Annotated in this window: 15 protein-coding genes and 1 riboswitch; of the genes, 13 read left to right on the top strand and 2 right to left on the bottom strand. The window is 41.7% G+C overall.

All coding sequences use genetic code 11. From position 1 onward, the window contains the following. The first annotated feature begins 20 nt into the window (after positions 1-20). Genes I6H78_RS03955 through I6H78_RS03940 form a run of 4 tightly spaced genes read left to right on the top strand, consistent with a single transcriptional unit; the run spans position 21 to position 4,459 of the window. The gene (locus I6H78_RS03955; protein ID WP_000759891.1) at positions 21-1,517 is read left to right on the top strand and encodes an ABC transporter permease; all 1,497 of its coding nucleotides are present in this window, start codon (positions 21-23) and stop codon (positions 1,515-1,517) included. Beyond that, on the top strand, positions 1,517-2,443 hold the full coding sequence (oppC, locus tag I6H78_RS03950; RefSeq protein ID WP_000103692.1) for an oligopeptide ABC transporter permease OppC: 927 nt from the start codon (positions 1,517-1,519) through the stop codon (positions 2,441-2,443). The genes I6H78_RS03955 and oppC overlap by 1 nt, the downstream gene beginning before the upstream one ends. 8 nt (positions 2,444-2,451) lie before the next feature. Next, positions 2,452-3,519: an ABC transporter ATP-binding protein gene (locus I6H78_RS03945; RefSeq protein WP_061852929.1), complete on the top strand. Its 1,068-nt coding sequence runs from the start codon at positions 2,452-2,454 to the stop codon at positions 3,517-3,519. A 10-nt stretch (positions 3,520-3,529) separates the two neighbouring features. Continuing rightward, on the top strand, positions 3,530-4,459 hold the full coding sequence (locus tag I6H78_RS03940) for an ATP-binding cassette domain-containing protein (RefSeq protein ID WP_001291311.1): 930 nt from the start codon (positions 3,530-3,532) through the stop codon (positions 4,457-4,459). A gap of 88 nt (positions 4,460-4,547) precedes the next feature. Here I6H78_RS03940 and I6H78_RS03935 read toward each other — a convergent pair whose 3' ends face one another. Then, positions 4,548-5,987, bottom strand: coding sequence for a TrkH family potassium uptake protein (locus I6H78_RS03935; protein WP_125422924.1), 1,440 nt, complete (start codon positions 5,985-5,987; stop codon positions 4,548-4,550). A gap of 3 nt (positions 5,988-5,990) precedes the next feature. Further along, positions 5,991-7,340, bottom strand: a complete 1,350-nt coding sequence (gene trkA, locus I6H78_RS03930; RefSeq protein WP_198460146.1) for a Trk system potassium transporter TrkA — start codon at positions 7,338-7,340, stop codon at positions 5,991-5,993. Positions 7,341-7,740: 400 nt separating this feature from the next. Here trkA and I6H78_RS03925 point away from each other — a divergent pair, with 400 nt between their 5' ends. The 9 genes from I6H78_RS03925 (at position 7,741) to rplM (ending at position 17,542) form a co-directional block, all read left to right on the top strand. Continuing rightward, positions 7,741-8,244, top strand: a complete 504-nt coding sequence (locus tag I6H78_RS03925; RefSeq protein ID WP_033629317.1) for a tRNA (cytidine(34)-2'-O)-methyltransferase — start codon at positions 7,741-7,743, stop codon at positions 8,242-8,244. A gap of 40 nt (positions 8,245-8,284) precedes the next feature. Then, positions 8,285-8,502, top strand: a riboswitch (FMN riboswitch). Between the two features lie 153 nt (positions 8,503-8,655). After that, a complete protein-coding gene (locus I6H78_RS03920) occupies positions 8,656-9,219 on the top strand; it encodes an ECF transporter S component (RefSeq protein WP_198460145.1) in 564 nt (187 codons plus the stop codon). Then, the gene (locus I6H78_RS03915) at positions 9,209-9,859 is read left to right on the top strand and encodes a phosphatase PAP2 family protein (protein ID WP_049519741.1); all 651 of its coding nucleotides are present in this window, start codon (positions 9,209-9,211) and stop codon (positions 9,857-9,859) included. Before I6H78_RS03920 ends, I6H78_RS03915 begins: the two co-directional genes overlap by 11 nt. A gap of 272 nt (positions 9,860-10,131) precedes the next feature. Further along, entirely contained in the window at positions 10,132-11,178 is a 1,047-nt protein-coding gene (gene pheS, locus I6H78_RS03910) for a phenylalanine--tRNA ligase subunit alpha (protein ID WP_198460144.1), read from the top strand. 23 nt (positions 11,179-11,201) lie between these two features. Then, a complete protein-coding gene (locus I6H78_RS03905) occupies positions 11,202-11,882 on the top strand; it encodes a hypothetical protein (protein WP_198460143.1) in 681 nt (226 codons plus the stop codon). Positions 11,883-12,139: 257 nt separating this feature from the next. Next, a complete protein-coding gene (gene pheT, locus I6H78_RS03900) occupies positions 12,140-14,545 on the top strand; it encodes a phenylalanine--tRNA ligase subunit beta (RefSeq protein WP_198460142.1) in 2,406 nt (801 codons plus the stop codon). A 250-nt stretch (positions 14,546-14,795) separates the two neighbouring features. Beyond that, positions 14,796-15,689 carry an ABC transporter ATP-binding protein gene (locus I6H78_RS03895; RefSeq protein ID WP_198460141.1) on the top strand — a complete coding sequence of 298 codons (894 nt, stop codon included), beginning with the start codon at positions 14,796-14,798 and terminating at the stop codon, positions 15,687-15,689. Then, the gene (locus I6H78_RS03890; RefSeq protein ID WP_198460140.1) at positions 15,686-16,885 is read left to right on the top strand and encodes an ABC transporter permease; all 1,200 of its coding nucleotides are present in this window, start codon (positions 15,686-15,688) and stop codon (positions 16,883-16,885) included. The genes I6H78_RS03895 and I6H78_RS03890 overlap by 4 nt, the downstream gene beginning before the upstream one ends. A 210-nt stretch (positions 16,886-17,095) precedes the next feature. Next, positions 17,096-17,542, top strand: coding sequence for a 50S ribosomal protein L13 (gene rplM, locus I6H78_RS03885; protein ID WP_002876943.1), 447 nt, complete (start codon positions 17,096-17,098; stop codon positions 17,540-17,542). The last annotated feature ends 10 nt before the right edge of the window (positions 17,543-17,552 follow it).

Below are 17,552 nucleotides of genomic sequence, written 5' to 3'. Positions count from 1 at the left end.
GGATTTTAAAAGGAAACGATATGAAGAAATATATTTTTATGCGTGTATTGCGTTCATTGTTGTCTATTTTCTTGGTGACAACTTTGACCTACACAATTATCTATACGATGGTTCCTCGAAAATTGATTTTCAAGCAGGATACCAACTATAACAAGATTGCAACGACGCCGGACAAGCGGGATAATTATGAAAATACCGTTTATGAACGGATGGGCTATATCGAGTACTACGATACCAAGGAGTTGCAAGAAAGAGCGAGCACAATGGACTCATCTGTAACAGTGGATGCCAATGATACCAATAAGGCAATCTACGAAAAATACATCAACCAACTAGGAAATGGTTGGACGCTCGGTGTGTTCTCAGAAAGTGGTCAATTCTATGCAACGCGTGAAATTCCGATTTTTGAACGTGTTTTCAAATTCTATGCGAACTTGATTGATATTGATCATCCAAACAAGATTCAAGACCCTGAAAATCCAAACTTGCAACGTTATCTTCGTTTTGAAAATGACCCTGCTATCGGTTGGTCATTGGTTGGTTCAGGTACAAAACATAAATACCTTTTGTATTTCAACAATCAATTCCCATTTGTACACCAAAACTTTGTGAACATTAACTTGGGAGATTCTTACCCAACTTATGCAAATACACCAGTGCTTCAGGTTATCACACAAGGTCAGGGACAAACTAAGACATCAGAAGTTCAATTCCCTACAGGTAAAAAGACTTCATCTGTAGATATTTACTCTCGTACTTACAAATCTCCAAGTCAAGCAGATGCGCGTGAAGTAGCCAACTATGGTAAGGACGATCCATATACAGCTACAGAAAGCAATTATCAATATCCATCAATGATTGCAAGCTCAGCGGTTGCTGGTTTGATTGGTTTGATTATTTCGTATGCGATTGCTATTCCTCTTGGATCTGCTATGGCTCGCCACAAGAATACTTGGATTGATAGCTTCTCGACAGGTGCTCTAACCTTCTTGCTTGCTCTTCCAACGATTGCCTTGGTTTACATCGTGCGTTTGATTGGCTCATCAATTGGTCTGCCTGACTCATTCCCTATCTTGGGTGCAGGAGATTGGCGTTCTTATGTCTTGCCAGCAGTTATTCTAGGTTTGTTGGGTGCGCCAAGTACAGCTATCTGGATTCGTCGTTACATGATCGACTTGCAATCCCAGGACTTTGTTCGTTTTGCTCGTGCCAAAGGTTTGTCTGAAAAAGAAATTTCAAATAAACACATCTTCAAAAATGCCATGGTTCCTTTGGTTTCAGGTATTCCTGGTGCCGTAATCGGAGTTATTGGTGGTGCAACATTGACAGAAACGGTCTTTGCTTTCCCAGGTATGGGTAAAATGTTGATTGACTCTGTTAAGGCATCAAACAACTCAATGGTAGTTGGTCTCGTCTTTATCTTTACATGTATTTCTATCTTCTCACTCTTTGTAGGAGATATCTGGATGACCATGCTTGACCCACGTATTAAATTGACAGAGAAAGGAGGCAAATAATGTCAACAATCGATAAAGAAAAATTTCAGTTCGTAAAACGTGACGATTTTGCCTCTGAAACAATTGATGCTCCTGCCTATTCATACTGGGGTTCTGTATTTAGACAATTTCTAAAGAAAAAATCAACCGTCTTTATGTTAGGAATTTTGGTTGCCATTATCTTGATGAGCTTTATTTACCCAATGTTCTCAGATTTTGACTTCAACGATGTAAGTAAGGTTAATGACTTCTCTGCTCGTTTTATCAAACCCAATGCTGAACATTGGTTTGGTACAGATAGCAATGGTAAATCCTTGTTTGATGGGGTTTGGTTTGGTGCGCGTAATTCAATTCTTATCTCTGTAATTGCCACTTTTATCAACCTTGTGATCGGGGTTATTGTTGGTGGAATTTGGGGGATTTCAAAATCCGTTGACCGCGTCATGATGGAAGTTTATAACATTATTTCAAACATTCCATCTCTCTTGATTGTCATTGTCTTGACTTACTCAATCGGTGCTGGTTTCTGGAATCTGATTTTTGCCATGAGTGTGACAACTTGGATTGGGATTGCTTATATGATTCGTATCCAAATCATGCGTTACCGTGACTTGGAATACAACCTTGCTTCTCAAACACTTGGAACACCAACCTTTAAAATCATTGTTAAAAACATCATGCCGCAATTGGTATCTGTTATTGTTTCTACAATGACCTTGATGTTGCCAAGCTTCATCTCTTATGAAGCCTTCCTTTCCTTCTTTGGATTGGGATTGCCTGTAACAGTGCCAAGTTTGGGACGTTTGATCTCAGATTACTCACAAAACGTTACGACCAACGCTTACTTGTTCTGGATTCCATTGACAACCTTGATCTTGGTATCCCTATCTCTTTTCGTTGTTGGTCAAAACCTAGCGGATGCTAGTGATCCACGTACACATAGATAGGAGTAGACATGACAAAAGAAAGTAATGTAATTTTGACTGCTCGTGATATTGTCGTGGAATTTGACGTTCGTGACAAAGTTCTGACGGCTATCCGAGGAGTTTCTCTGGACCTGATTGAAGGAGAAGTTCTTGCCTTGGTAGGTGAGTCTGGTTCTGGTAAATCTGTTTTGACAAAAACCTTTACAGGAATGTTAGAAGACAATGGACGTATTGCCCAAGGAAGCATCGACTATCGTGGACAAGACTTGACCGCCCTTACTTCTAACAAGGAATGGGAGAAGATTCGTGGTGCTAAAATTGCGACCATCTTCCAAGACCCCATGACAAGTTTGGACCCAATCAATACAATCGGTAGCCAAATCACTGAAGTTATCGTTAAACACCAAGGGAAAACAGCTAAGGAAGCCAAAGAGATGGCAATCGACTATATGAACAAGGTCGGAATCCCAGATGCTGAAAAACGTTTTGAAGAGTATCCTTTCCAATATTCTGGAGGGATGCGCCAACGTATCGTTATTGCGATTGCCCTTGCCTGTCGTCCAGATATCTTGATCTGTGACGAGCCAACAACGGCCCTTGACGTAACCATTCAAGCGCAAATCATTGATTTGCTTAAAACCTTGCAAAATGAGTACCACTTTACTATTATCTTTATCACCCATGACCTTGGTGTGGTAGCAAGTATCGCCGATAAGGTAGCGGTTATGTATGCTGGTGAAATTGTAGAATACGGTACTGTTGAGGAAGTCTTCTATGATCCACGTCATCCATATACTTGGAGTCTCTTGTCTAGCTTGCCACAGCTTGCTGATGATAAAGGGGAATTGTACTCTATCCCAGGAACACCACCGTCTCTTTATACTGAGTTGAAAGGTGATGCCTTTGCCCTTCGTTCAGATTATGCGATGCAAATTGATTTTGAAGAGAAGGCACCTAAGTTTTCAGTCACTGATACCCACTGGGCTAAGACTTGGTTGCTTCATGAGAATGCTCCTAAAGTTGAAAAACCTGGGGTCATTGCAGATTTGCATGACAAGATTCGTGATAAAATGGGCTTTGCTCATCTAGAAGACTAGGAGGAAGGAAATGTCTGAAAAATTAGTAGAAATTAAAGATTTAGAAATTTCCTTCGGTGAAGGAAGTAAGAAGTTTGTCGCGGTTAAAAACGCCAACTTCTTTATCAACAAGGGAGAAACCTTCTCACTTGTAGGTGAGTCTGGTAGTGGGAAAACAACCATTGGTCGTGCCATTATTGGTCTAAATAATACTAGTAAAGGTGAGATCATCTTTGATGGTCATAAGATCAATGGGAAAAAATCTCATAAGGAATCATCGGACTTGATCCGTCGTATCCAGATGATTTTCCAGGACCCTGCAGCTAGCTTGAATGAGCGTGCAACAGTTGACTATATCATCTCTGAAGGTCTTTACAACTACCATTTGTTTAAAGATGAAGAAGATCGAAAAGAAAAAGTTCAAAAGATGATTCATGAAGTTGGACTTTTGAAAGAACACTTGACCCGTTATCCACACGAGTTTTCTGGTGGTCAACGTCAGCGTATCGGGATTGCCCGTGCCCTTGTGATGGAACCTGATTTCGTTATTGCGGATGAGCCAATCTCTGCCTTGGACGTATCAGTGCGTGCGCAGGTCTTGAACTTGCTCAAGAAGTTCCAAAAAGAGTTGGGCTTGACTTATCTCTTTATCGCGCATGACTTGTCGGTTGTTCGCTTTATCTCAGATCGTATCGCGGTTATCTATAAGGGAGTTATCGTCGAAGTGGCGGAGACAGAGGAGTTGTTTAATAATCCTGTCCACCCATACACTCAAGCACTTCTATCTGCTGTACCGATTCCAGATCCAATCTTGGAACGCAAGAAGGTCTTAAAAGTTTACGATCCTGACCAACATGACTATGAGACAGACAAGCCATCTATGGTAGAAATTCGTCCAGGTCACTATGTTTGGGCTAACCAAGCGGAAGTTGCTCGATACAAAGAAGCTCTTAAAAAATAAACAGACTAAGAGAGGACCGAAAGGTCTTCTCATTTTTAATAGAAAAACTCCCCTTCTACTAGCTTGTAAAAGGGGAATTGTATTATCATTAGCGTTTAGACCAGGTGCGTTTCATAAAGAGTAGCAAAATTGGGTAAATCTCTAAGCGACCTGCGATCATTGCAAAGGAGAGGAGGATTTTAGAGATGGGACTAAAGATGGCAAAACTCGAGGTTGTACCTAGAATAGGTCCGATATTGTTAAAACAGCTGAAGACAGCACTGGTTACGACTAGAAAATCATTGCTATCAAGACTGACGATAAAGATGAGAGAGAGAATAATCATCATATAGATAGCAAAATATTTAAGAATCTTGTGCTGGGTATCCTTATCAATCACAGTTTTATTGACGTGTAGAGTCAAAACACGGTGAGGAGATAAGGTGGACAAAATCTGATTTTTTGCGATTTTAGAGAGGATAAGTCCTCTGATCACCTTAAGACCACCTGCAGTTGAGCCTGCTGATCCACCGATTCCCATGAGGAAGAGGAGGATAAATTGGGAGAAGAGGGGCCAGTTGGTAATATCTCCGTAACCAAAACCTGTTGTCGTGATGATATTGGAAACCTGGAAGAAGGCCATTTCAACGCTTTTAGAGACCCCTTGATAGAGGTGGAGCGTATTAAGCGTAATCAAGCCGGTAGAAACTAGAACAATGATGATATATGCTCGTAGTTCTTCATCTCCAAAGAAAGCCTTAACCCGACGGAGCATGAGGTAGTAGTAGAGATTGAAGTTAACCCCAAAAACCAGAACGCCGATACTAACTAGATAGGTGATGAGTGAGCTACCGTAGTGGGCAATTCCGTCGTTATAGACGGTAAAGCCCCCAGTTCCTGCTGTTCCCATAGCGATGACAAAACTATCATAGAGAGGCATGCCTGCTAGATAGTAGATAACCACAAAAAGGGAGAAGAGAGCCAGATAAAGCAGATAGAGAATCTGGGCAGTGTTTTTTAGCTTGGATACGACCTTGCCAAAGACAGGTCCAGGGACCTCAGCCTTCATCACCTCCAAGTGACTATTCTTGGCATTGTCCATAATGGCAAGTGCAAAGACGAGTACCCCCATCCCTCCGATTAAGTGGGTGAAACTTCGCCAGAAGAGGAGGGAACGAGTGAGAACGGAAACATCGTTCAGAATAGTTGCTCCTGTAGTTGTAAATCCAGAACTGATTTCAAAGAAGGCATCGATGACGCTTGGGATTTGTCCTGAAAATACAAAGGGGAGGCCGCCAAAGAAAGACCATAGAATCCAACAGAGGGCAACAATTAAGACCCCTTCCTTGGCATAAATCCGTTGATTTTTCGGTTTCCGTAAAACGCCTAGACCACCGAGAAGGACTAAAATTCCAATCGTAGAAAAGAGAGCGATAAATACTTGACTGGATTCTTGGTAATAGATCGCTACACTAACAGGAACTAGGAGAAGAACAGCCTCAATCAAGAGAAGTTTTGAGAGGAGGTAACGAATCATACTTTTATTCATTTTTTACCTCTCAATCAAATCATAAATTTTGGTGATATTTGGCAATAAGGTCGTCACGAGTAACTTGTCTCCAACCTCAAGCATATCCTCTCCAGTAGGGAAGATTGTTTTTCCTTTTCGGATAATGGCTGCGATGAGAACCCCTTTTTTCAATTTCAACTGTGATAGAGGTTTGGCAGTCATTTTATTAGCTTCCTTGATTTGGAATTGGAGGGTTTCAATTTGACCGTTTGCTAGATGGTGCATAGCTTGAAGGTCTGAATACTGAGCGTTTACTCGACCACGGATAAAGTGCATAATGGTATCTACTGCGATGCTTTTTGGTGTGATGATACTCGAAAAATCAGGCGCGTGGATAATCTCTAAAAGGCTTGTTCGGTTGACCTTGGTGATATTCTTATGGACACCAACTCGGTCAAGGAACATAGAAGTGATGATATTTTCCTCATCAACCCCAGTCAAGGTTGCGACTGCATCATAGTGGGGAGCACTTTCTTCAAGCAAAATGTCTTTTGCAGTTCCATCTCCTTGGACAATATAGAGATTGGGGAACTTTTCACTGAAGAAACGAGCTCTTTCAGGATTGATCTCGATGACCTTGGTATCAATGCGACTGTCTTTTAAAATCCCTAGTAGATAATAAGCGATCTTTCCAGCCCCAACGATAAGCAAGCTTTTCACTGTACGAGATTTAAAATAGTTATGGAAAAGCATCATATCTACACGATTTCCCGTAACAAAAATCCTATCCTTATCTTGAATAATAACATCACCACTTGGAATCATCAGTTGATGATCTCTCTCCATAGCACAGACGATAATATTCCCAAATTTTTTACGGAAGTCTGAGATTGGCATTTGACAAAGACCGCTAGAATCCTTGACAACAAACTCCATGAGACTGACCCGACCTCCAGCAAATCGTTCGACAGAGAGGGCATTAGGGAAATCAATGATATTTGAGATCGCACGCGCTGCCAGGAGTTCTGGATTAACGATAAGTGAGAATCCAAGAATATTTTTCTCTTTAAAATAGGCATTAGAGTATTCAGGATTTCGCACCCGAACGATGGTTTCTTTAGCGCCCATTTTTTTAGCAAGTACCGCTGAAATCATATTCACTTCATCGTATTCGGTTAGGGCGATAAAGATATCGCACTCTTGAACACCAGCTTGCTCCAAGATGGCAAAGTCAGCCCCATTTCCAAGGAGACCTATGATATCATAGCGACTGACAATGTGATTGAGGACAGCCTCATCTTGCTCGATGAGGACAACGTCATGGTTTTCTGCAACCAGTGAACGACAGAGGGCGAAACCAACTTTCCCTCCACCAACAAGGACAATTTTCATATAAAAAACCTACTTTTTCATGATGTAACTATCATACCCTTTTTTAGCAAAAAATGCACTTGCTAAGGCGATTTTTAAGGGAAGAAAGACCTTTTTCAAGTTTTTGAAGCTACATTTGTTTAACTTCTATGACAATGCCTCCGATTTGAAGTGATTTGGCTCTTTTACCATACCTTTTCAGAAAGGGAATGACCAAACATGAAAATATCATCAAAAAAGTAAAAAAATCAAGTCATTTCTATTGACAATGATTCTGAAAGTGTTATACTAAGAAAGTAGTTTCGCTGATTTACTTCAAACCTGTTGTGAGGTAAGTTAACGATGCCTTAACCACGCTGTTTGCTGAGCTTGACTCCGGGCAGTGTGGCTATTTTTTTGCAATGATAAAAGGAAACCCGTCATGACAAATCACATTGTATTATTTGAACCTCAGATTCCACAAAACACAGGTAACATTGCGCGTACTTGCGCTGCGACCAATTCTCCCCTCCATATCATTAAACCGATGGGATTTCCGATTGATGACCGGAAGATGAAGCGAGCTGGTTTGGATTACTGGGATAAGCTTGAGATTTATTTTTATGACAGTTTGGAAGATTTCATGTCTCAGATGAAGGGAAAACTCTATCTGATTTCGAAATTTGCGGAAAAGGTCTATTCTGAGGCAGATTTATCGACGGACGAAGACCATTATTTTCTCTTTGGACGTGAAGACAAGGGCTTGCCTGAGGACTTTATGCGGGAGCATCCCGAAAAGGCTCTCCGTATTCCTATGAATGATGAACATGTTCGTAGCCTCAATGTTTCGAATACTGTCTGCATGATTGTCTACGAAGCGCTCCGTCAGCAAAATTTTGCAGGTCTTGAGCTTGTTCACACCTATGAAGCAGATAAATTGAAATAAACAAAATGCTTGCACTTGCAAGCGTTTTTTGTTATGATAAAGGGGTCTTCAGGGCTGGGTGAGATTCCCGACCGGCGGTGACTTTAACTAGCTATTTTGGCTTACTCTTCGTTGTCTTGTCTCGATATATTCAAGTATTATCTTCGACTGCGACGCCTAGATTAATCCAAAATATCTTAGTTAAAGAAGTCCGCGAGCGCAAGCTGATGTGGTGCGATTCCACAACCGACAGTATAGTCTGGATGGGAGAAGACGAAAGAATGGCTTTGTCTGTTCTGATGAGTTTATTGATGAATTGCAACCGCTTGCTCAAAAGAGTGAGAGGGAACTTTTGGGATATAAAAAGTGAGAATAGATAGAGGGATCCTTTCCAACTTCTTCTGATTTTATAGAAAATTGGAGGAACCTGTTATGACAAATACACGTCGAATTTCGACCATTGCGATTTTATCAGCCATTTCATTTGTGCTGATGTACTTTGACTTTCCGCTCTTGCCAGTGGCAACCTTCCTCAAGATCGAGTTTAGTATCTTGCCAGTCCTTGTGGGCTTGGTGGTGATGGATTTGCCAGCTGCTCTAGGAATTCTCTTGATGCGCTCACTCTTGAAGTTGCTTCTGAATAGCCAAGGAGTGAACACCTACATTGGTTTGCCAATGAATATCGTAGCCTTGGGAGTTTTTGTTATCGCTTTTGGTTTGATTTGGAAAAAGGAACGCAGCACCCTTCGTTTCCTACTGGCATCTCTGGCGGGAACTATTGGGTTGACTGCTGCCATGTTGGTTCTCAACTATGTCTATGCTGTTCCTTTGTACGCGAAGTTTGCCAACTTTGATATTGGAAAAATTTTAGGACTTTCCAACTACCTAATGACTATGGTTTTACCTTTTAACTTGATTGAGGGTGTAATCTTTGCCGTTTCATTCTGGTTGTTATACGTCCTCTTGAAACCAACCTTAAAACATTATGAGAGATAAACAAACATTTTTAATGAAGGGCAGTTTTGCCCTTTTACTTTTCGTCCTTCTTGGCTATATGGTTAAGTTCTATCCCGAAACGCTGGTCGGTTTTGATCAACCGCTTCAGACTGCCCTTCGTGGGGACTTGCCAGATTATTTGACAGTTCTGTTCCGTGCCCTTACGCATTTGATTGATATCCCAGTAATCATCACCTGGGTTGCCATCGCAGCCTTTATCTTTTATCGTAAGCAGTGGAAGATAGAAAGCTACTTCATGGCGGGTAATCTAGCCTTAGCTGGTCTTTTAATCGTGACCTTTAAAAATATCTACCAGCGCCCACGGCCAGCTATTTTACACTTGGTAGAGGAGAAGGGATTTTCTTTTCCAAGTGGCCATTCTCTGGCAGTGACTCTGATGGTAGGGACTTTGATTGTCATTCTCAGTCAACGGATTAAAGATCCGGTTTGGAGAAAAATTGTGCAAATCGTCCTTGGGGTCTACCTAGTCAGTGTGCTTCTATCTCGGGTCTATCTGGGAGTTCACTACCCATCAGATGTTCTTGCCAGTTTCTGTGTGGGCTTGGGAGTCTTGTTTATCGAATTTCCTTTCTATGACAAGCTTCGCTTCCAATGGCGATTTAAAGGCAAGCAGAAGTGAGATAGGCCTTGCAAGAATGGTAAAAATCTGATAAACTAAGTAGTAATTGAATAGGAATCCGCAAGACTAGTAACTCAAGGGAAGTATATCAGGGAGGAGAGCCGTGACTGCAAGCTCTCTATATGAAAGCTGGGTGAATTCACTTGCGCATGGATTTAGAAATGAAGGTCTGACTTGTCAGATGAAAACGGATGGTACCGCGTGTCAACGCTCCGAGTGGAGTTTTTGGCATGTGGTTTTCTTTTTATCTACGAGAGACTGATGGAGGAATTATGTCAACTATTGAAGAACAATTAAAAGCGCTTCGTGAAGAAACGCTGGCTAGCTTGAAGCAGATTACTGCTGAAAATGAAAAAGAGATGCAAGAATTACGTGTCTCTGTCCTTGGGAAAAAAGGTTCACTGACTGAAATCCTTAAAGGGATGAAGGATGTATCGGCTGAAATGCGCCCTGTCATCGGGAAACACGTCAACGAGGCTCGTGATGTCTTGACAGCAGCCTTTGAGGAAACAGCGAAACTCTTGGAAGAAAAGAAAGTCGCAGCTCAACTGGCTAGCGAGAGTATCGATGTGACACTTCCAGGTCGTCCGGTAGCGACTGGTCACCGTCATGTTCTTACACAAACCAGTGAAGAAATCGAAGATATTTTCATCGGTATGGGTTACCAAGTCGTGGATGGTTTTGAAGTGGAGCAAGACTACTATAACTTCGAGCGTATGAACCTTCCGAAAGATCACCCAGCCCGTGATATGCAGGACACCTTCTACATCACAGAAGAGATTTTACTCCGTACCCACACGTCTCCAGTTCAGGCGCGTGCTATGGACGCCCATGATTTTTCAAAAGGTCCTTTGAAAATGATCTCACCAGGTCGTGTGTTCCGTCGTGATACGGACGATGCGACCCACAGTCACCAATTCCACCAAATCGAAGGTTTGGTTGTTGGGAAAAACATCTCTATGGCAGATCTTCAAGGAACCCTTCAGTTGATTGTCCAAAAAATGTTCGGTGAAGAGCGTCAAATTCGTTTGCGCCCATCTTATTTCCCATTCACAGAGCCATCTGTTGAAGTGGATGTTTCCTGCTTCAAGTGTGGTGGAGAAGGCTGTAATGTATGTAAGAAAACAGGTTGGATCGAAATCATGGGGGCCGGTATGGTTCACCCACGTGTCCTTGAAATGAGTGGAATCGATGCGGCTGTATACTCTGGATTTGCCTTTGGTCTTGGACAAGAGCGTGTAGCCATGCTCCGTTACGGAATCAACGATATCCGTGGATTCTACCAAGGAGATGTCCGCTTCTCAGAACAGTTTAAATAAGAAATCAAACGCGAGGATATTTTATGATTTCGGAACAAAACTATAATAAACTTTTAGAGAAGTTTGGTGATATATCTTCATTTGCGATTTATAAAGAATCTAAAAATAATGATAAAGCGACATCTGAAAATATATCCTATGAAGAAGCTATTGAAAACCATCAAAAAGACTACATAAATCCTTCAAATATAATACTTATGGTGAATCCCTCTGCTAAAAGAGAACAATCCCCTGATAGTAATTTTTCTTCATTTCATCATTCAAATATCAATGATCGTCATTTAAGATTTTTAACTATGAAAACAAGTACATTTTGGAGAAATCTATACGGATCATATGTAACTGATCTATTTTCTGATGTTGTTGAATCTGTAATGGATAATGTAATTTCGGCAGTAAAGGATGATAATAAAAAGGACTACCGAAAACAATCGTATAAAAAATTAATTGAACAATTAGAAATATTGTCCCAGGATTCAAAAGAAGATAAATTAAATATATATGTTTGTGGTGCTTTAGCAAAGAGTAAGCGTGAAGATTTTAGTTTTTTTATAGAAGAGTTGCTAGAAGAAGTTTCAGAAAGCTCGTATTTAAATATTGAACTTAATTTTTATGCTGTATATCATCCTGGTTATCAAAATTTAAAAAAATTAATTCAAGGTGGTTGTGAAGAAATAGTTAAGCATTCTATGAAGATTGAATGAATAGATTTTAATTGGGAAGTTATATTTTGCTATAAAAAATGTAGCTTCATAGCAAGAGTTTGCTCATAGATTTATGTTTAAATACTTCTACCAAGGCGATGTTCGCTTCTCAGAACAGTTTAAATAAGATTGAAATCTGAAACACAGTCCTATACAGTCCTAGTCATTTTCTCTCAATGAGAAATGGTGAGGACTGATTCAAAGAAAAAGAAAGGAATTGAAAAGGTCTCTCTTACTGGGATCTTACAATCAGAATTATGTTAGTATCATACAAATGGTTAAAAGAATTGGTGGACATTGACGTGCCATCACAAGAGTTGGCTGAAAAAATGTCAACTACAGGGATTGAGGTCGAAGGTGTCGAATCACCGGCTGCTGGTCTCTCAAAAATTGTCGTCGGTGAGGTCTTGTCTTGCGAAGATGTGCCGGAAACTCACTTGCATGTCTGTCAGGTTAATGTGGGTGAAGAAGAAGCCCGTCAAATCGTTTGTGGTGCTCCAAATGTGCGTGCTGGTATCAAGGTCATGGTGGCACTTCCGGGAGCTCGTATTGCGGACAACTACAAGATTAAAAAAGGGAAAATCCGTGGTTTAGAGTCTCTCGGAATGATTTGTTCCCTTGGTGAATTAGGTATTTCTGACTCAGTTGTGCCAAAGGAATTTGCAGATGGTATTCAAATCTTGCCTCAAGATGCAGTACCAGGTGAGGAAGTCTTCTCTTACCTAGACTTGGATGATGAAATCATCGAACTTTCCATCACTCCAAACCGTGCAGACGCTCTTTCTATGCGTGGAGTAGCGCACGAAGTAGCAGCCATCTATGACAAGGCAGTTAACTTTAAAGAATTTACTCTGACAGAAACAAATGAAGTTGCAGCAGACGCTCTTTCTGTAGGCATTGAGACAGACAAGGCACCATACTATGCAGCCCGTATCTTGGACAATGTGACCATCGCACCAAGTCCACAGTGGTTGCAAAATCTCCTCATGAATGAAGGTATCCGTCCCATCAATAATGTGGTCGACGTGACCAACTATATCCTACTCTACTTTGGTCAGCCTATGCATGCCTTTGACTTGGATACCTTTGAAGGCAATGACATCCATGTGCGTGAAGCGCGTGCTGGTGAAAAATTGGTAACCTTGGATGGTGAAGAACGTGACTTGGAAACAAATGACTTAGTCATCACTGTGGCTGACAAGCCAGTAGCCCTTGCAGGTGTCATGGGTGGAGAGGCTACAGAAATCTCTGAAAAATCAAGTCGCGTTGTGTTAGAAGCAGCTGTTTTCAATGGTACATCCATTCGTAAGACTAGCGGACGCCTTAACCTTCGTTCGGAATCATCTTCTCGTTTTGAAAAAGGGATCAACGTGGCAACAGTCAATGAGGCCTTGGATGCTGCAGCTAGCATGATTGCTGATCTTGCAGGTGCGACAGTGCGTAAGGGCATCGTTTCAGCGGGTGAACTTGACACTTCTGATGTGGAAGTTTCTTCAACCCTTGCAGACGTTAATCGTGTCCTTGGTACGGAGCTTTCATATGCTGATGTGGAAGATGTCTTCCGTCGTCTTGGCTTTGGTATTTCTGGAAATGAAGATAGCTTTACAGTTAGCATTCCACGTCGTCGTTGGGATATTACCATCGAAGCGGACCTCTTTGAAGAAATCGCTCGTATCTATGGTTACGATCGCTTGCCAACCAGTCTTCCCAAAGATGACGGTACAGCTGGTGAATTGACTGCGACACAAAAATTGCGTCGCCAAGTTCGTACGATCGCTGAAGGGGCAGGTTTGACAGAAATCATTACCTACGCTCTCACAACTCCTGAAAAAGCAGTTGAGTTCACAGCTCAACCAAGTAACCTTACAGAACTCATGTGGCCAATGACAGTGGACCGTTCAGTCCTCCGTCAAAATATGATCTCAGGTATCCTTGATACGGTGGCCTACAACGTGGCTCGTAAGAACAAAAACTTGGCACTTTACGAGATTGGAAAAGTCTTTGAACAAACAGGAAATCCAAAAGAGGATCTACCAAATGAGATCAACAGCTTTGCCTTTGCCTTGACTGGCTTGGTTGCGGAACAAGACTTCCAAACAGCAGCAGTTCCAGTTGATTTCTTCTATGCTAAGGGAATCCTTGAAGCGCTCTTTACTCGCTTGGGACTAGAAGTGACTTATACAGCAACAGCTGAGATTGCAAGCCTCCATCCAGGACGTACGGCCGTGATTTCACTCGGCGACCAAGTTCTTGGTTTCCTTGGCCAAGTGCATCCAGTCACTGCCAAGGCCTACGATATTCCTGAGACTTATGTGGCTGAGCTTAACCTTTCAGCTATTGAAGCAGCCCTTCAACCAGCTACTCCATTTGTGGAAATTACCAAATTCCCAGCGGTTAGCCGTGATATTGCTCTACTTCTCAAGGCAGAAGTGACTCACCAAGATGTGGTTGATGCGATCAAATCAGCTGGCGTGAAACGTTTGACAGATATCAAACTCTTTGACGTCTTCTCAGGCGAAAAACTGGGACTTGGTATGAAGTCAATGGCCTATAGCTTGACCTTCCAAAATCCAGAAGATAGCTTGACAGACGAAGAAGTCGCACGCTACATGGAAAAAATCCAAGCATCACTCGAAGAAAAAGTCAATGCAGAAGTGCGTTAACTCATCAATCCATCCTTCGGGGTGGATTTTTAGCTTTAAGAGAACAGTTCAGAAGAGAAAAGCGACAGTTGAGGAGGAAACTATCTCAGAAATCCTTTAATGAACTATACTTAAGTTATTACTAGAGCGCTTAACAACCTTAGATTTGGTAGATTTTTACTATAAATAATATCGATAAAAATGGACATAAAAGGTTGTAAAGGCTACCAAAAAGGAGTATAATAAGTGCAACATATCTCGGAGGTGGAAGATGCTAGAAGTAAGAAATCTAGAGAAAAGTTTCGGTTCCAAGCAAGTCTTGTTTGGTGTCGATTTTCAGGCAAGTCCAGGAAGGATTCTGGGCTTGGTCGGAAAAAATGGTGCTGGGAAAACAACGATTTTCCACAGTATGTTGAAATTTTTGGAGTATCAAGGAGAAATCAGTCTGGATGGACAGGAGATTCGTCAGGAAACCTATGCTCGGATTGGTTATCTGCCTGAGGAACGCAGCCTCATGCCCAAGTTGACAGTCCTTGAGCAAGTTCGTTACTTGGCTACCTTGAAAGGTATGGATGCTAAGGAGGTCAAGGAAAAACTCCCTCAATGGATGGAAAAACTGGAAGTGAAGGGCAAATTGACCGACAAAATCAAGAGCCTCTCCAAAGGGAATCAGCAGAAAATTCAGCTCATTATCACCCTGATCCATGAGCCAGACTTGATTATCCTGGATGAGCCTTTTAGTGGTTTGGACCCAGTCAATACCGAGTTGCTCAAACAGGTCATCTTGAAAGAGAAAGAGCGTGGTGCAATCATTATCTTTTCTGACCATGTCATGACCAACGTCGAGGAACTTTGCGATGATATCCTGATGATTCGAGATGGGCGTGTGGTCTTGCATGGACCTGTTCAGGATGTTCGCAATCAATACGGGAAAACACGTCTCTTTGTTTCAAGTGAACGAAGCAAGGAAGAACTGGAAAGTCTTCCTCATGTCAAACAGGTGAGCTTGACCAAGCAAGGTAGTTGGAAATTAATCCTAGATGATGAGGACGCTGGAAGGGAACTCTTCCCCATCCTCACTCAAGGTCAATACATCGCGACCTTTGACCAACAAGCTCCAACAATCGATGAAATCTTTAAACTAGAATCAGGGGTGGAAGTATGAGAAATATGTGGGTTGTAATGAAGGAAACCTATCTTCGACATGTCAAGTCGTGGAGTTTCTTCTTTATGGTGATTTCGCCGTTCCTCTTTTTAGGATTATCTGTAGGAATCGGCTATCTCCAAAATTCTTCGATGGCTAAAAATAGCAAGGTAGCAGTAGTAACAACAGTGCCATCTGTAGCTGAGGGACTCAAGGGTACCAATGGTATCAATTTTGATTATAAGGATGAAGCCAGTGCTCAAGCTGCTATCAAGGATGAGAAAATCAAGGGTTACCTAACCATTGACCAAGAGGACAGTGTTCTCAAGGCCGTCTATCACGGTGAAACTTCTCTTGAAAGTGGCATCAAGCTGGCTGTAACCAATAAGCTAAATGAACTGCAATATCAACTGAATCGTTCGGCAGCTAATTTGTCTCAAGAGCAGGAAAAATACTTGAGTCAAACTGTTGACTATACAGAGAAGATTGATGAAGCTAAAGAAAATAAAAAAACAGTGCAGAACATGGCGGCATTGGGCTTAGGATTTTTCCTTTATATGATCTTGATTACCTATGCTAGCGTCACTGCTCAGGAAGTAGCTAGTGAAAAAGGGACCAAAATCATGGAGGTAGTCTTCTCTAGTATCCGAGCTAGCCATTATTTCTACGCTCGTATGCTGGCTCTGCTCCTTGTGATTTTGACCCATATTGGGATTTACGTCGTGGGTGGTCTGGCTGCCATTCTGCTCTTTAAAGACCTACCAATCTTGGCTCAATCTGGTATTTTAAATCATCTAGGAGAGGCTTTCTCGCTCAATACCTTATTGTTTGTCTTGGTTAGTCTCTTTATGTATGTTGTTTTGGCAGCCTTTCTAGGTTCTATGGTTTCTCGTCCTGAGGATTCAGGAAAGGCCTTGTCACCATTGATGATCTTGATTATGGCAGGATTCGTTGGAGTGACTGCTCTAGGCGCTGCAGGGGACAATTTAGTTCTGAAAATTGGTTCCTATATCCCTTTCATCTCGACCTTCTTTATGCCGTTTCGAGCTATAAATGGGTATGCAAGTGGTCTAGAAGCTTGGATTTCCCTTGCCATAACGGTTGTTTTTGCAGTCACTGCAACAGCCTTTATCGGACGTATGTATGCTAGTCTAGTCCTTCAAACGGATGATTTGGGAATCTGGAAAACCTTTAAACGTGCTTTAGCTTATAAATAGGAGAGCCTCGCAAAAGCGAGGTTTTTCTAGATGTTAAACACTGAAATCGGCAAAAATATTTTTCATATCTATTGACTTTTAGTAGTAAAATTTGGTATGATAGTAGACGGTATTGTTTACCCCATTTGTAAGGCCCCGGAACCTTTCAAATACCCCGCGGACCGGAACATCCGCCCTGTAAACAAAAACGATATTCATATAGGAGAAATCATGAACAAAACTACATTCATGGCTAAGCCAGGCCAAGTAGAACGCAAATGGTACGTTGTTGACGCAACTGATGTACCTCTTGGACGCCTTTCAGCAGTTGTTGCTAGCGTACTTCGCGGAAAAAACAAACCAACATTCACACCACACACTGATACAGGTGACTTCGTAATCGTTATCAATGCTGAAAAAGTTAAATTAACTGGTAAAAAAGCAACTGATAAGATCTACTACACTCACTCAAACCACCCAGGTGGATTGAAATCAATCTCTGCTGGTGAACTTCGTTCTAAAAATGCAGTACGTTTGATCGAGAAATCAGTTAAAGGTATGCTTCCACACAATACTCTTGGCCGCGCTCAAGGTATGAAATTGAAAGTATTCGTTGGAGCTGAGCACACTCACGCTGCACAACAACCAGAAGTTCTTGATATTTCAGGACTTATCTAAGGAAAGGAAC

Origin of the sequence: Streptococcus oralis, assembly GCF_016127915.1 — a bacterium.
Taxonomy (GTDB): Bacteria; Bacillota; Bacilli; order Lactobacillales; family Streptococcaceae; genus Streptococcus; species Streptococcus oralis_BO.
This window is presented reverse-complemented; position numbering and strand designations above follow the sequence as displayed.

What these genes read in the sequence shown, in the direction of transcription:
- I6H78_RS03955 (WP_000759891.1), top strand. Translation starts at nt 21, where the DNA reads ATGAAGAAATATATTTTTATGCGTGTATTGCGTTCATTGTTGTCTATT.
- oppC (WP_000103692.1), top strand. Translation starts at nt 1,517, where the DNA reads ATGTCAACAATCGATAAAGAAAAATTTCAGTTCGTAAAACGTGACGAT.
- I6H78_RS03945 (WP_061852929.1), top strand. Translation starts at nt 2,452, where the DNA reads ATGACAAAAGAAAGTAATGTAATTTTGACTGCTCGTGATATTGTCGTG.
- I6H78_RS03940 (WP_001291311.1), top strand. Translation starts at nt 3,530, where the DNA reads ATGTCTGAAAAATTAGTAGAAATTAAAGATTTAGAAATTTCCTTCGGT.
- I6H78_RS03935 (WP_125422924.1), bottom strand. Translation starts at nt 5,987, where the DNA reads ATGAATAAAAGTATGATTCGTTACCTCCTCTCAAAACTTCTCTTGATT.
- trkA (WP_198460146.1), bottom strand. Translation starts at nt 7,340, where the DNA reads ATGAAAATTGTCCTTGTTGGTGGAGGGAAAGTTGGTTTCGCCCTCTGT.
- I6H78_RS03925 (WP_033629317.1), top strand. Translation starts at nt 7,741, where the DNA reads ATGACAAATCACATTGTATTATTTGAACCTCAGATTCCACAAAACACA.
- I6H78_RS03920 (WP_198460145.1), top strand. Translation starts at nt 8,656, where the DNA reads ATGACAAATACACGTCGAATTTCGACCATTGCGATTTTATCAGCCATT.
- I6H78_RS03915 (WP_049519741.1), top strand. Translation starts at nt 9,209, where the DNA reads ATGAGAGATAAACAAACATTTTTAATGAAGGGCAGTTTTGCCCTTTTA.
- pheS (WP_198460144.1), top strand. Translation starts at nt 10,132, where the DNA reads ATGTCAACTATTGAAGAACAATTAAAAGCGCTTCGTGAAGAAACGCTG.
- I6H78_RS03905 (WP_198460143.1), top strand. Translation starts at nt 11,202, where the DNA reads ATGATTTCGGAACAAAACTATAATAAACTTTTAGAGAAGTTTGGTGAT.
- pheT (WP_198460142.1), top strand. Translation starts at nt 12,140, where the DNA reads ATGTTAGTATCATACAAATGGTTAAAAGAATTGGTGGACATTGACGTG.
- I6H78_RS03895 (WP_198460141.1), top strand. Translation starts at nt 14,796, where the DNA reads ATGCTAGAAGTAAGAAATCTAGAGAAAAGTTTCGGTTCCAAGCAAGTC.
- I6H78_RS03890 (WP_198460140.1), top strand. Translation starts at nt 15,686, where the DNA reads ATGAGAAATATGTGGGTTGTAATGAAGGAAACCTATCTTCGACATGTC.
- rplM (WP_002876943.1), top strand. Translation starts at nt 17,096, where the DNA reads ATGAACAAAACTACATTCATGGCTAAGCCAGGCCAAGTAGAACGCAAA.